The 13,787-nt window shown below is 49.7% G+C and carries 11 protein-coding genes; 7 read left to right on the top strand and 4 right to left on the bottom strand.

What is annotated here, in order from left to right:
* Position 1: 1 nt before the first annotated feature.
* The gene (locus ABJM21_RS10440) at positions 2-2,482 is read right to left on the bottom strand and encodes an FtsX-like permease family protein (protein WP_348301206.1); all 2,481 of its coding nucleotides are present in this window, start codon (positions 2,480-2,482) and stop codon (positions 2-4) included.
* A complete protein-coding gene (locus tag ABJM21_RS10435) occupies positions 2,479-3,189 on the bottom strand; it encodes an ABC transporter ATP-binding protein (protein WP_348301207.1) in 711 nt (236 codons plus the stop codon). The genes ABJM21_RS10440 and ABJM21_RS10435 overlap by 4 nt, the downstream gene beginning before the upstream one ends.
* Positions 3,190-3,309: 120 nt before the next feature.
* Here ABJM21_RS10435 and ABJM21_RS10430 point away from each other — a divergent pair, with 120 nt between their 5' ends.
* From ABJM21_RS10430 to ABJM21_RS10410, 5 genes are all read left to right on the top strand, one after another.
* Complete coding sequence (locus ABJM21_RS10430; protein ID WP_348301208.1) at positions 3,310-3,990, top strand: response regulator transcription factor; 681 nt, start codon at positions 3,310-3,312, stop codon at positions 3,988-3,990.
* Positions 3,983-5,200, top strand: coding sequence for a HAMP domain-containing sensor histidine kinase (locus ABJM21_RS10425; RefSeq protein ID WP_348301209.1), 1,218 nt, complete (start codon positions 3,983-3,985; stop codon positions 5,198-5,200). The genes ABJM21_RS10430 and ABJM21_RS10425 overlap by 8 nt, the downstream gene beginning before the upstream one ends.
* 112 nt (positions 5,201-5,312) lie before the next feature.
* Complete coding sequence (locus ABJM21_RS10420; RefSeq protein WP_348301210.1) at positions 5,313-6,125, top strand: alpha/beta fold hydrolase; 813 nt, start codon at positions 5,313-5,315, stop codon at positions 6,123-6,125.
* A gap of 212 nt (positions 6,126-6,337) precedes the next feature.
* A complete protein-coding gene (locus tag ABJM21_RS10415; RefSeq protein ID WP_348301211.1) occupies positions 6,338-7,516 on the top strand; it encodes an amidohydrolase family protein in 1,179 nt (392 codons plus the stop codon).
* A 99-nt stretch (positions 7,517-7,615) separates the two neighbouring features.
* Positions 7,616-9,310: a long-chain fatty acid--CoA ligase gene (locus ABJM21_RS10410; protein ID WP_348372213.1), complete on the top strand. Its 1,695-nt coding sequence runs from the start codon at positions 7,616-7,618 to the stop codon at positions 9,308-9,310.
* Positions 9,311-9,331: 21 nt separating this feature from the next.
* Here the strand turns inward: ABJM21_RS10410 and ABJM21_RS10405 are convergent, their stop codons facing one another.
* A complete protein-coding gene (locus ABJM21_RS10405; RefSeq protein ID WP_348301213.1) occupies positions 9,332-10,003 on the bottom strand; it encodes a cyclic nucleotide-binding domain-containing protein in 672 nt (223 codons plus the stop codon).
* Between the two features lie 61 nt (positions 10,004-10,064).
* Between ABJM21_RS10405 and ABJM21_RS10400 the strand changes: the two genes are divergently transcribed.
* Together ABJM21_RS10400 and betA are read left to right on the top strand one after the other, a co-directional pair.
* Positions 10,065-11,213, top strand: coding sequence for a hypothetical protein (locus ABJM21_RS10400; protein ID WP_348301214.1), 1,149 nt, complete (start codon positions 10,065-10,067; stop codon positions 11,211-11,213).
* Between the two features lie 5 nt (positions 11,214-11,218).
* A complete protein-coding gene (gene betA / locus ABJM21_RS10395) occupies positions 11,219-12,922 on the top strand; it encodes a choline dehydrogenase (RefSeq protein WP_348301215.1) in 1,704 nt (567 codons plus the stop codon).
* 29 nt (positions 12,923-12,951) lie between these two features.
* Here the strand turns inward: betA and ABJM21_RS10390 are convergent, their stop codons facing one another.
* Positions 12,952-13,779, bottom strand: a complete 828-nt coding sequence (locus ABJM21_RS10390; RefSeq protein WP_348301216.1) for a hypothetical protein — start codon at positions 13,777-13,779, stop codon at positions 12,952-12,954.
* Positions 13,780-13,787 lie beyond the last annotated feature (8 nt).

Genomic DNA, 13,787 nt, shown 5'->3' with positions numbered 1-13,787 from the left:
ATCAATCGCTCAAGAGGTTGTTGATAGATGTCGAAAGGCTATTGCGGCTGTAGATGACGCCGATCCCGCAAACGGTAACGCCGATCGCAAGCATGGTGCTGACAAGCCAGATCGGATCGGGCTCATAAGTCATCGAGAATTGCGACTGGTAGATCAGCAAACCGGCGAGCCAAGTGCCCGATATCGCGCCGATACCGGCGATCAACGAAACGGTGAGCCAATCATAGAGTGCGAGTTTTACGCATGATTTTTTGGTCACGCCCATGCTCATCAACAGACCGTTTTTTTGCCGATCTTCGGCCTCAAAGCCCTTCATCGATGCGGCAATCACCAGTGCGGTCATGATCAACACCATGGCAGCGTAACCAACCACAAGCTTTGTGATCATCGCGAGTGTATCGTCAAAGCGTTGGGTCAGCTCTTTCAATGGCACCAGTGATAAAGATGGATGGTTCTGCCAAAGCGAACCAAGCTCACTCCAGGCTGCATCCGGGAGTTCCATGCTTCCCATATAGAAGACCTCGGGCTTGATCGCTTCAATCGCTCGCTCGGGGATCTGAAACCAGAATGTCACCGAACCGCCTCCCGGTTTAAAGGCGTGGCTGGCAACCAATTTGAACTGTGTTGCTTTCCCATCAATCACGAAGGTTAGCTGATCACCATAGTTCAGGCCTAAATCGGTCATCACTTCATCTTCAGCGGAGATTTGATTCCAGTTCGCTTCCTTTTCTGACCACCACTTGCCTCCAACCAATTGGTTGTTTGACGGGATGGTATTTGACCAATTAAGCCGGATGGAGCTTTTAACGGTGGCTAAGGTATCGCTGGGTGTTGAAATTGCTTCATCAATGGACAGGCCATTGATTTCGGATAATTTCGCGGCGGCATATGGCCGTAATTGCCGGATTTCACTCTTGTTCCTGCGTGCCCAATCCTCAAGCACAGGCTTATCTTGGGCCTGCAGTTCGGCGACCATCAAATTGCCGTTATTGGCGCGTGTGTAACCTTCCATGGTGGTGCCGATATCTTTCATCAACATCAGCGTAAAAAGCAGCAGCAGGCTGCACAGACCCAGCCCGAGTATCTGCGATGATTTACTCAATATCCGCTGTTTCATGATGAAGAAATTAAAGGACAATAATCCGGGGTATTTTCGTCCCCAAAGCTCACCTGCGGTTAGAACGATCCAGCTCAATATTGCCATCAGCAAAAGAGCAGCGCCTAACGCGCCCAGCGTCAAACCGGTCAGCAGAAAATTATCCGAATAATATGCAGCGAGCAGCGAGATGCTCGCAAAACCCCAAAATAATCTCAGCAAATGTGCGGACGGATATGCGACAGCGCGGATCAGGCTAACCAATGAAGTGCGACTGAGCTGCCACAACATCGGAATTTGAAAGGCAAGCAAGAGTATAAATATCAAACCAGCAGTCTTCACGATAGTAGCTGGATGCCAGCCCGATGTGATGCCAGGAAATTGTTCGGCCAGTTGCGCGATCAGAAAATACTGCGCGATATAAGCGAGGCCAATTGCGATCAAGAAAGAGAGCAGGAAGCCTAAAAGCCATTGCAGCAGGGATAGACGGAGGCACGATGCCAAAGACTGTCCGAAGCTGAGATACACGGCCAAGCGTTGCTTCTGTCGTTCCAGATAACGCCGATTGGCCATATCGATTGCGATCGCGGCAAGGAAAAAGAGGATGACCGACGCAAGGCCAAGGAAATTCTCGGTCCGCTGCCAGAATAGTGCCAACGGATGATCGCCGCTGGCTTTGGTTAGGAGGGTGAAATCATTGAGATTATCAGAGGCCCAATTTTCGATGTTTTCCTGCTGTCCAGCGGTTGCCGTTAGCAAGTAACGATACAAGGTCTTGCTACTCTTAATATCTTCAATCGACAGAGATTTACCGTTGATCAACGCCCGCATGGCAACGGAGTGACCTTCCATCAATCGATCAGGTTCATGATATATAATCGCGCTGAAACGGAATGTTTCCTCGCCAATTGCTATCCGGTCACCAATATCTGCGTCAATCTTGCTGCTTGCTCTGGGGCCCAACCATATTTCTCCTGGTGGCGGTCCATGTTCGATCGTCTTCTGGATTGTTTGATTTTGAGTAGCCCCAATTTTGAGACTGCCTTGCAGCGGGTAATTTTCATCGGTGATTTTTAGCTGCACTGGAATGGTTTCCCCGCGCAGGGAAATCGCCAGCGGGGTCAACTGTACTTTGGCAATTCTTGCGGCCTTGTCAGCAAGCAACTTTTCATCGCTATTTGACAACGGGCGTGGTCCTGAAACAGAGATATCTGCACCCAGCATATTGTTGAGATTACCATCCAGATATTGCTGCACTGAAGCGCTCGTTAGCGACAATGTCGATAGGAATAATATCAGGGTAATTTGGGTCAATATCACCAAACGACCATCGCTTGATTTACTGTCGTTTATGAAATTATCGAGGGCCAGTTTTATCCAACTCATTTGATTTTCTCGAGATGGGCTTCGGAAAGCGCGAAACAATTATCAGCGCGTTCAGCCAGAGCAGAACTGTGGGTAACTATAATCAATGCTGATCCGGTTTCCTTGGCGAAATCGAACATAAGATCGGCTACATTGTTCGAAGTAGCTTCATCCAGATTCCCGGTCGGTTCATCGGCGAAGATAAAGGCTGGATTGGATACAAACGCTCTGGCAATCGCCACCCGTTGCTGTTCTCCCCCGCTCAGTTGCGTGGGCTTGTGATTGGCGCGATCGTCAAGATTGATTTTCTTCAGCCACTCTCTGGCGATATCATATGCCTGCTTGTTGCCGTTCAACCGCAGCGGCAGCGCAATATTTCCGATCGCATCCAATTCCTGCATAAGGTGAAATTGTTGGAAAACAAAACCTGACCTCTGGCGCAGTTTAACGGGTGAGATTTGCTCGCCATCGCAAGTAAATATTATCTCTCCTAAACGAGGCAGCTCGAGACCCGCAGCCAAAGACAACAAACTAGACTTGCCGACGCCCGACGGGCCAACAATAGCGTGTGTGCTTCCGCCTGAAAATGAAAGCGACAGTTTGTCAAACAACGAGATACGGCCATGCGGCGTATCAAAATAGTGACCGACGTCCTTTAGTTCTATTTTATGATCCATGCAGTCCTCAAAATTTTCGTGTGAGAACATTGATAGGGTGGCCAGTGTCAAATGAATGTGAAGTCGGTTTTGACAGCTTTTTGACATTGATTTCGCTAAGCCAAAGGCTGGGCGAATAATGCGTTGGCTTGTGCTAGTTTGCGCAACCAGATTTTGGAGATGGACAAGCTGATGCGAGTTTTGGTGGTTGAAGATAATCTGGATATTCAGGCCAATATTGCCGAGTTTTTGGAGCCGGAATATATCCTGGATTTTGCTTATAATGGTGATCACGGATTAGAACTGGCGCTCGCCAATGACTATGATGTGATTGTCCTCGACCTTATGCTGCCGAGACGTGACGGCATAGACCTCTGCAAAGCCTATAAGAACGAAGCAAATCTGCAAGCGCCAATCCTGATGTTGACCGCGCGCGATACATTGGAAGACAAGGAAGTTGGATTTGCCGCAGGTGCTGATGACTATCTGACCAAACCGTTCGCGTTGCGGGAATTGAAAATTCGGATTGATGCGCTTGCCAAGCGTCCGAAAATCAAAAATGCTTCATCGCTGAGATACGGCGAACTAATGTTTGACCCCACAGATAATATCGTGAGCAATGGGTCTTCATCGAGACCTCTGAACAACAAAGAAGCCATAATTTTTAGGCTTCTGATAGAGGCTGCGCCCAATGCGATTTCCAGCGAGACCATTGCTTATAAAATTTGGGGAGAGGATCCTCCAAATTCCGGGGCGCTCAGGACACATGTATATAACTTGCGGAAAATACTGTCATCGCTGGAAACCTGCTGCAAGATCGAGACCGATCGTTCTCGCGGTTATCGCCTGAAAGAAAGTTCATCCGATGAATAGACGACCGCAAAAAGTAAATGATCTGGTGCTCCGCAATTTCATCACGTCAATCAGCATATGTTTTTTAATCACCGTGTTTATGGCGGTGATGTTTCAATTCAGTCTTGAAGATGAGATTTTTGGAAATCAGGTCAGCGTGAAGGCAGATCAACTGTCATCATCGGTACAATATGAAAAAGGAACCAAGAGAACGGTTTCAGGTTTGGAAATGGAATATTTCCATGGGACAGAGGCGATGCCCAAGTGGCTGGTCAGTCAAATTAAATCTGATTGGAAGGCCGGAGAATATGAAGTTTTTGGCGGTGAGCACGGGCATTACCACCTGGCGGTGCGAGGCGAAGGCGAAGCAAAGCAATATTTGATATTCAATGCGCGCACCTATGTTCGATCAACCGAGCAAGTATGGGGTTTTGTGATATTGATAGCTCTGCTGGGCGGTTTGATGCTGCTTGTTACCATCTTCTTTTTGCTGCGAATGACCAAGAAGTTGAGTTTGCCAATAGAGAAAATTGCATCAGCGGTGACTTCTGGCAAGATGCTGGAGCATACTTCTTTGGACTTAAGCGGCGCTCCTGTTGAAATAAAAGTCTTGGCTGATGCAATTGCCGACAAAGACAAACACATTCAAAATCTGATGGAACGCGAAAGGCAGTTTAATCGGGATGTGAGCCATGAATTGCGCACGCCGCTATCAGTTGCGGTTGGCGCTGCCGAAATTATGGAGAAAGAGGGTCAAAAGGGCGCTCCCTTCAAAAGACTAGCATCCTCTTTAGGCGACATGCGGCTTCTGACGGAAGGAATCCTATGGCTGGGGCGGCAACCTGATGACAACGCAAGATGCAATGTCTGGAAAACATGCTTGCACGCAATCGAACTGAACAAGCATCTGCTTGATGAGGGCAACGTAGAAATAGACATCACCGGTAGTGAGAATATTGACATGCCGGTCCCGGAAGCTGTTGCACAAGTCATTGTCGGGAATCTTGTGCGCAATGCTTTTGGTTATACAGACAAAGGGATGGTCTCGCTTTCTATATCCGATGGACAGTTGAGCATTGAAGACACCGGAATTGGGATTGGACAATCCGCCAGCAGAAATGGTTTTGGCATTGGATTATCACTGGTTGAAAGACTGTGTTCGCATTTTGGAATTCAGGTCTCCGTTGATGCCCGTTCGGAAGGCGGGACATCAGCAGTTGTTTCCTGGTAAATTGGCTGTTTGTGAAAAGTCTCTTTTAGTGCTGTATTTTGTCGCAGAGGTGCATTTGACGCTGTTTTGACTCTTGGGCCTTTAAAAAGTCTCCAACCTAATGGAGATTTCGATGAACAAACTCATGGCAATAGTAACGACCTTCTTTGCTGCCTCGGCAATGATCTTGGGCAACGCAAGCGCGTCTGCACAAACCAATGTCCAACAGCTTGCATTGGAAGCGCCCGATGGGAACCGGATTACCGGGTTTATCTATCAGAACATAAAGACAGAAAAAGATGCGCCCTTGGCTATACTGATGCACGGTATGACTGGCTCCAGCCTCGGCTGGTTAGCGCACGATCACGGTTCCTATACTGATTTGATCACCAAAGATTTGATTGGAAGAGGGTACCGGGTTGTAGCATTGGACGCTCGATCACATGGCGCACGAAAAGATGATATGAAACCGCTTGAGCGGTTGAAAAACCTAAGGTCCGGCAAGCCTGAGCCTTATTTGGCAATGATCGAAGGCACTTTGAATGACTATGATGTGTTGCTTGCGAAAGTGAACAGCAAATTTGGACCACCCAAACACATATTGGCGGCAGGATATAGTATGGGCGCGCAAATGGCGGTGCTTTTTGCGGCGAAACACAAGGAAGTGACGCATATCGTCACCATGGTGCCACCGGCAGCGCAAAGTGCAAAGGTCGTCGCACCCATCAACCATGCCAGCAAAGTGCACGCCCGATGGCTTTTGATAACCGCGAGCAAGGATCAATTTTCAAGCAAGGCAGACAATGATGCATTGGCCAAAGCTGGTGGCGAAAAACTGACGCGGGTTGAGTTTGATAGCAAACACAGGTTACCGCGCGGATATGTCGATGCTGTGATCGATTGGATTGCGAGCATTGGGCCGAGGAATCAAACTCAAATCCAGTAGAATGAGACTTTTGCAGTTATTCAGTTGCTACCGATTCACGTTGCATTCCTAATGTCCGCTTTCGGGATAAAGCCGCCACGACACTAATGTCCGCTATGGGTGCAAAAGCGGTCTTATTTCATATGAGCACGCTTGCTGCAGCGATGTTGTGAAGAGATTGCATCTAGGCTACTCTACAATGTGAGTTGATAAAAGCGACTGGGGAGAAACAGATGACCTACGTGCCTGAAAATAGGGCTATCTACGACGCAGATAGCCACATCATGGAGCTCCCCAACTTTCTTAAATCATATGCTGACCCTGGTTTGCGAGATGAAATTCCCGAAGTCAGTTATAGTGCTTCGCTCGTTACTGACGACGAGGTCGCGATTATTATGGAGCAAGGCGGTCAGCATAGCGAGGATCACAAAAATTCCATGATCGCTCTGGGTGACGATTTGATCAAAACTTCCAAAGAAATACAGGCCCTGGGTGCGTTTAACTCCTCAGACCGTTCAAAGGCGGTCGATCTGTTGGGGTTTCGCAAACAGCTTGTATTCGCCACCCACAGCGTAGCGTTGCCCTTTCACCCCAGTTCCAAAACCGAAGCGCGATTGCGCTACGGGGCGACACGCGCACATAACCGGCACATGGCAGACTTTTGCAGCGATGATGAGCGATTGCTCGGCGTGGCAATCACCCCGCTGGATGTTCCTGAAATGGCAATCGCAGAACTGGATTTTGCGATTGAATCCGGACTCGACGCGGTTTGGGTTCCTCATAGGGCACCGATTGGCTTCTCATGCGGTCATGTCGATCTCGAACCGTTTTGGGCAAAGCTGGCAGAGGCGGGTATTCCGTTTCTATTCCATGTCGGCGGATCACCGCTGCAAGCGATGAAGTCGTGGAGCAACAATGGCCGCGCCGCTGTCAAAGACTGGATGGGTGGCGGCGAGAATGTACGTACCAAGGATGCGTTCGTTCTGCACCAAGCGGTGGAGACATTTATCAGCATGATGGTTGCCGAAGGTCTATTCGAACGTCATCCGAATCTGCGCGGAGCCGCCGTGGAACTGGGCGCAGGCTGGGTACCGGAATTGCTCCGCCGGATGGACGATTTAACCCGCATTTATAGCCGTGCGGATGAAAGCGTGCGCTTTGACCGTACGCCATCAGAACAGATCACGGCACAAATGGCTTTTACCCCATTCCCGCATGAAGACGTTGCCAATATGATTGCGCAGTCAAACCCGGACCTCTATTTATTCAGCAGCGACTATCCGCATGTCGAAGGTGGCCGCGATCCACTCGGAAAATTTGACGGACATCTAGCCGATGCAGATGACGCAACCAAGGAAGCATTTTTTACGGAAAATTTCCTTCGGATTTGGCCCGAAGCCCGAGCGCATTAAAATACAGCGCCCTGCAGCCCGCAACTGGTGGAAGCGCTTTTACAGTTTGTCGTCAGCAAATCATTGTCACTGATGGTGTGATGACTTACACTGATGTCAATGACCGAAATACCTGATACTCCTCCGCCCGTCGATTCCACTCCCATCTGGAAATCGCGCTATAATCATCCCACGGATTGGGATCAATTTTTCGAACCCTTGTCGATGCCCGCCATGTTTTTCCGATCGGCCGGTCGCCGGGGCGATGCAAATTTGCTAGACTTTATGGGCCGCAAATATAGCTATGCCGAGGTTGCTGCTGGCGTCGTTCGGGTGGCCAAGGGGTTGCAGGAGATGGGTATCAAAAAGGGGGACCGGATTGGTCTGTTTCTTCCCAATGTTCCGCATTATGTGACGGCCTATTATGGCGCGATGGCCATAGGCGCAACGGTGGTCAATTTCTCGCCGCTTTATACGGTTGAAGAGCTGAACCATCAGGTGGAGGACAGCGGCACCAAAGTCCTTTTCACACTTTCGGCCAGCGCGGTGTTTCCTACAGCTTATGCTGTGCTGCAACAATCGAGCCTCGAAAGATTGGTGGTCGGTAGCGTTGCCGGTGCGCTACCCGTTGCAAAAGCGCTCTTCTATCGCTTGTTCAGGCGTAAGGAAAATTCGCCTCAACCAGATGATGACCGGATCACGCGTTTCGCCGATCTGACCGACAATGACGGTAAATATGTTGCGCCGAATATCCATCCCGAAAAGGATATAGCGCTATTGCAATATACTGGCGGAACGACCGGGACGCCCAAAGGGGCGATGCTCAGTCATCAGAACCTTACCGGCAATGCTCGCCAGATAAATGGCATAGATCCCTTCATAGACGATGATGATCGATTAATGGGCGTGCTGCCTTTCTTCCATGTCTTTGCCAACAGTGCGGTGCTTAACCGCACGGTGCAAAGAGGCGGAGAGATTGTTATGCTGCCGCGCTTTGATGCCAAGCAAACATTGAAAGCGATCACCCGGAATCGGATTACCGCGATGCCGGGTGTACCGACCATGTATCAAGCGTTGCTCGATCATCCCGATATCGACAAGACAAATTTCTCGTCGCTGAAAGTATGTGTATCCGGCGGAGCTCCGCTGCCGCTGGAGCTCAAGAAGAAATTTGAAGCGAAAACCGGTGCAAAACTGGTCGAAGGCTATGGTCTTACGGAGAGTTCCGGAGTGGTTAGCGCTAACCCCTATTCCGGTTTGAATAAGTCCGGAACGATCGGGCAACCTGTGCCGGGGACGCTGGTTAAATTGGTCGACAAAGAAGATCCGACGAAACAAGTTCCTGAAGGCGAGCCAGGAGAATTAATCTTCTCTGGGCCTCAGGTCATGCAGGGCTACTGGAACCTGCCAGCTGCTGATGATGAAGTATTTGTAGATGGTTTCCTGCGCACGGGCGATGTCGCGGTTATTGATGAGGACGGCTACATAGAAATTGTCGACCGGATAAAGGACATGATCGCAGTTGGCGGTTTCAAAGTGTTCCCCAGCCAAGTCGAGGAAGTGCTTTACAAGCATGAGGCTGTAAAGGAAGCGCTCGTAATTGGTGTGCCCGATGATTATCGCGGCGAAAGCCCCCGCGCTTATGTCGCTCTGGAAGAAGGAATGGACATCGTTGGTCCGGCACTGAAAGACTGGCTCAATCCGCAACTTGGAAAGCATGAGCGGGTTAGCGATGTGGTTGTGCGTGACCGTCTGCCCAAAACAATGATCGGAAAGCTCGATCGCAAAACTCTCAGGGCAGAGGAATTGGGATAGCCAACGCTTGAACTCAGAATTCTAAGCAATCACCGAATCTGGTTGGACACTTGTGGCAAGTTTGTCGGCGAGATCACGACTAAGTAGCGCCATCATGGCATTCTCAAAAGCCGATGACTTTTTCATCAGCCGCTCAATTTCGACGCTATCCCATTCGACATATCGCGTGCCAGGCAGGGCGGTGACGTCTGCTGTTGGTGGACCTTTGAGCACGAAGGCAATCTCTCCGATAAAATTGCCGTCGTCCAATGTGAATTCGTGCTTTCCTTTTTTCGCGTGAACGGATCCATCAAACACATAATATAATTTGGAAAGTAGCTCGCCTTCTTTGGTGAGTGCCTCAGAGGATTGCACAGTGCGCCAATTTGCAATTTTCAATAGTTGCCTAAATTGGCCTGGGCTGAATCCTTCAAATGCCTTGTACAACTGTTTTTCTTCAGCGCTCAACGCGAACACCGAGCGTTCCAATACAATGCGAAACAGAACAATAAGATTGGCGACAGTCAAAATGACCGTGGTCAGGATCGCGTCCCACAGAGGCGTATCCGGGAATAGATAATAATAGAGCAGATAGAAAACGGATCCGCTAAGGACCAGCAGCCGCAGTTTCATTTCATCCCGAATAAGGAAGGCGATGATGTAGAACAGAGCCCCGACATGGATCAGCAAAGCGGCATTAAAATCAATTTCCATTTTGCTTCCATCGGGTTTTTGCATAAGTATTGCAATATCTTCACTCGAAAAATTGCGATTAATGCAAAGCGCACATATCATATTGACGACCGCCATATTGATCACATTGACGACGTCAGTGTTTCTGATTGTTTGGTCTCGCAAAACCCTGCTTGTGGGAGAGCAACCGAGCCGCCTGATGGCATTTATCGCTATTCTGTTCACGTCGGGTTTGGATGTTGGCCTGATCTTGTTTCCTTTGACCGAATTTCCGGTTTACGAGGCAGAATCCGTTTACGCCTTCACTAACCCCTTAGCGATTGAATTTGGCTTTTGGGGCTTCCTAGTCTGGGGCTTTTACTTTCTCACAACATTCTATTTCTGTGTTGTCGAACCTCGCCTAAAATTGTTCGAGATCGGGTGGGTGAAGATGATCAACAATCTGGTGATTATTGGCACTTGCGCTTTCACCGGGTTTCTTTTCTTCAGCTATCTCCCCGATTATATTGCCGATATTCCAGAGGTCGCGCGCTATGCTCTTGTGGCGGTTGTCGTACTCGCCGCCGTAATATCAAGTACCGATATTCGCTTGGTCATATGGCTGAGTATTGGCTCTTTTCTGCTGTTCCTTGCGTTGATCACAGCAATGTTGATGCACAGCGATATGCGTGTTGAGCAATTTGTACAAAGCGGACAATATCTGGGTGGCTATTTTCGCAATCTACACAGGTTCGTTAGCCCGTTGACCGACTATCATGCTTTCTATCTTTTCTGGTGGTTCGCTTGGAGCATCATGATCGGCCAATTTGTTGCACGATTTGTTGGCGGCCTTCGGCCTTGGCAGCTGCTGGCGGCATTGCTCGTCTTGCCATCTATACCCATCGCCTTGTGGTTTTCGATATTATTCCATGTTCACAGCCAAGAAATCCCGCTGACCGGATTTCTGCAAATTTCCATGATAGTGGTCGGCATTATTTTTGTGATCAATTCGCTGGATTCCTTAACGCGGCTCTATTCGGAAAATCTCAATCTCACGGTCGAACGGTTGGGGCGATCATTATATATCGCCATCCATTGGGGCCTGCTCTTCGGGTTAATCTTGTTATACCAATTCACACCGCTGAAAATTGAGTGGATCGGCATGGTGGTTATTTTGCTCTACGCTTGTATATACGCGCTGATTTTTCAGCGGCGGCGTCAACTAACAGCCGCCTCGTTCCAAAGGGTATAAAACGCATGCCAACCACCTCCGATGCAGACTGGGATTATATCATAATTGGTGCTGGCTCTGCGGGATGCGTGCTCGCCAATCGCCTTACAGAAGACGGCAAGAACCGCGTATTGTTGTTGGAAGCCGGTGGTAGTGACAAGAATATCCTGGTCCAGATGCCTACTGCGCTGTCCTATCCAATGGCATCCGAAACTTATAACTGGGGATATCTGTCCGAGGGCGAAGCCGCGCTTGATGGCCGCCAGATAACCTGTCCACGCGGCAAAGGACTTGGTGGTACATCGTCCATTAACGGCATGGTTTATGTACGCGGGAATGCTTGCGATTTCGAAGAATGGGAAGAAGCGGGAGCAGAAGGTTGGGGCTATGCCAATTGCTTGCCCTATTTCAAGCGATCAGAGACCTGGCAAGCCGGTGAAGACGACTATCGGGGCGGTAGCGGACCGCTGGGCGTCGGCGGCGGTAATAATATGAATGGCAATCCGCTCTATCAGGCCTTTATCGACGCTGGTGTCGAGGCAGGATATCCGTCCACCGAGGATTATAACGGCTTCCGCCAAGAAGGATTTGGCGCGATGCATATGACGGTACGCGGCGGCATTCGGGAATCCACATCTCGAGCCTATCTCGATCCGGTAAAATCGCGAGCCAACCTGACAGTATGGACCGATGCACTTGTCGATCGCATAATGTTGGAAGACAAACGGGCTGTCGGAGTGATCCTGAACCATAGAGGTGTGCAGAAAACCGTCTTGGCCGATAAGGAAATAATCCTGTCAGCAGGCTCCATCGCTTCGCCAGCAATTTTGCAGCGCTCCGGTGTTGGAGCCACTTCCCTATTGAGCAAAGCTGGCGTTGAAACCTTGCATGAACTGCCCGGTGTTGGAGAAAATCTGCAAGACCATCTCGAAATTTATTTTCAGTTTCGCTGCAAAGAACCTGTGAGTCTAAACAACAAGCTTGGTTGGTTTAGCAAGCTGTTGATCGGGGCCCGCTGGTTTTTCTTTAAATCGGGTCTTGGCGCGACCAACCATTTTGAATCCTGTGCCTTCATTCGATCAGGCGCTGGTATCAAGTCGCCGGATATCCAATATCATTTTCTGCCTGCCGCGATGCGTTATGACGGCACGCCATCTCTAAAAGGTCATGGTTTTCAGGTTCATGTCGGCCCCAATAAACCCAAAAGCCGGGGGCATGTGCGTATCCCGTCAGCAGACCCTTCGGCTGCACCAAAGATCACGTTCAACTACATGCAGCATGCCGATGATGTGGAAAAATGGCGTAAATGTATAAGACTGACGCGAGAGATTATCGGGCAACCAGCGATGGATGCTTATCGCGAGGAAGAGCTGCAGCCCGGCATACAAACTGAAACGGATGAGCAGATTGATGCGTGGGTGAAGGACAATGTCGAAAGCGCCTATCATCCTTGCGGTACGTGCAAAATGGGACCGGAAAGCGATGCCATGGCTGTGGTGGATACCCAGTGTCGGATCATCGGACTGAATGGGTTGCGCGTGGTCGATGCGTCCATCTTTCCCACAGTCCCCAACGGAAATATCAATGCGCCAACCATCATGGTCGCGGAACGTGTCTCCGACATGATCTTGGGGAAGCCCCTGTTACCCGCTTCCTCGGCGCCAAGCTGGATTGATGAAAATTGGCAAACGCGGCAACGCGAAGGGCAGGCAGTTCGCGCGCTGGGTTAAGGCCCGCGGTAAGTAATTGGGTGCTCACTTCAATATCTAAGCTCAACAGTCGCACATAAACGATCAGCCTGTTGAACCGTCATAGAGAGCGTATTTTGTGAAAGGTCTTTGTGGGTCAGTTCAATTTGGAACGGGCGTCCCAACTCCACATAGCGTTTGAAATTCATTTCACCACCGATGAATAGGTGCGGTCCGCCTTCGAGCAAGAGATTTGCAAATTGCCTGGCTACATCGGCAAGATGTGTTGAATTCACGTGATCACCAGACCCGCTGAGAAAGGGGTGTGCTGGTGGAAATCCATTTTCCTTTGTGATTAGCGCGTGAGCAGTGGGTACACCATGGTTGATCAATGGTGAGAGAAAACTTTCTCTTTGAGTCGCTACTCCGACAATATTGGCAGGCGCATACTCAAAACCGTCTATCGCTGGTGGCACAGCGATTTTCTGCTTTGCCTTGTCTCGCCAGGATTCGAAATCCCGGGTTTGAAAGACAACACCCGCCCCGCTCATGCGGTAGACCAACGATCCATCGCGGTCGAAAAAAGTCAGCCGATAGCGCGGATTGCCTTCATCGCTAGCTGCATCTGCAACGCCGTGGGTGGCATGACCCGCACCAGGCTCTCCACAAGCCCAATGGGTTTGGGTCAAGGCAGACCATTTGGTCGGATCCCATGTCCCTCGCGCCGAACTGGTTTCCACTGATGCCCAATAATTAATGGTCTGCACTACGATAGGATCAAACGGATGCAAAGCCAGCCAAGGCCATTGCTCTCGGTCCGATGAGCATTTGAATGCAACAATTCCATCGTCCAAAACGCTATGAGAATGCGTGAATGGGTTTGCAGCAACTTTTTTCATAAGCCGAA

The sequence above is a fragment of the Parasphingorhabdus sp. genome, assembly GCF_039977335.1.
Classification (GTDB): domain Bacteria; phylum Pseudomonadota; class Alphaproteobacteria; order Sphingomonadales; family Sphingomonadaceae; genus Parasphingorhabdus.
Note: the sequence above shows the minus strand (reverse complement) of the source record. Positions and strands in the feature narration are given on the sequence as shown.

Bases quoted from the DNA above. Each gene is read 5' to 3' on its own strand.
- ABJM21_RS10420 (WP_348301210.1), top strand. From the start codon at position 5,313: ATGAACAAACTCATGGCAATAGTAACGACCTTCTTTGCTGCCTCGGCA.
- betA (WP_348301215.1), top strand. From the start codon at position 11,219: ATGCCAACCACCTCCGATGCAGACTGGGATTATATCATAATTGGTGCT.
- ABJM21_RS10400 (WP_348301214.1), top strand. From the start codon at position 10,065: ATGCAAAGCGCACATATCATATTGACGACCGCCATATTGATCACATTG.
- ABJM21_RS10410 (WP_348372213.1), top strand. From the start codon at position 7,616: ATGACCGAAATACCTGATACTCCTCCGCCCGTCGATTCCACTCCCATC.
- ABJM21_RS10405 (WP_348301213.1), bottom strand. From the start codon at position 10,003: ATGGAAATTGATTTTAATGCCGCTTTGCTGATCCATGTCGGGGCTCTG.
- ABJM21_RS10415 (WP_348301211.1), top strand. From the start codon at position 6,338: ATGACCTACGTGCCTGAAAATAGGGCTATCTACGACGCAGATAGCCAC.
- ABJM21_RS10430 (WP_348301208.1), top strand. From the start codon at position 3,310: ATGCGAGTTTTGGTGGTTGAAGATAATCTGGATATTCAGGCCAATATT.
- ABJM21_RS10440 (WP_348301206.1), bottom strand. From the start codon at position 2,482: ATGAGTTGGATAAAACTGGCCCTCGATAATTTCATAAACGACAGTAAA.
- ABJM21_RS10390 (WP_348301216.1), bottom strand. From the start codon at position 13,779: ATGAAAAAAGTTGCTGCAAACCCATTCACGCATTCTCATAGCGTTTTG.
- ABJM21_RS10425 (WP_348301209.1), top strand. From the start codon at position 3,983: ATGAATAGACGACCGCAAAAAGTAAATGATCTGGTGCTCCGCAATTTC.